This is a genomic window from Pseudoalteromonas sp. S1608, from assembly GCF_005887265.1.
Lineage (GTDB): Bacteria > Pseudomonadota > Gammaproteobacteria > Enterobacterales > Alteromonadaceae > Pseudoalteromonas > Pseudoalteromonas undina.
In genome coordinates, this window is the sequence record NZ_PNDK01000128.1 from 1 (window position 1) to 262 (window position 262).

At 43.5% G+C, this 262-nt stretch carries 1 protein-coding gene; it reads left to right on the forward strand.

Annotated elements, in window-relative coordinates; all coding sequences use genetic code 11:
- On the forward strand, window positions 1–262 hold a 262-nt coding region (locus tag CWB75_RS18975), incomplete at both ends, for a hypothetical protein (protein WP_138571437.1).

A 262-nucleotide genomic window follows, 5' to 3' on the forward strand; every position in this document is an offset into this window, starting at 1 on the left:
GTGCGCTTGATAAAATCGTCGATGTAGTGGTATGTGATCCATTAAATCCAGCTAATGGCTTTGCCTTACCAACCTCTAATAATCCTGTTATGGCGCTATTTACTACGCCACAACAAACGGACACAGTACTCTCAAACTCATCGCGATCTCACCAATTACTAGGGCTGAACGAGTACATTCACGGAGTACAATTAGCGCAGCCAACTCGCAGCGAGTGTCAACAAAAAATTAGAGTGGTATGGGATCTTTACGATTTACCCTA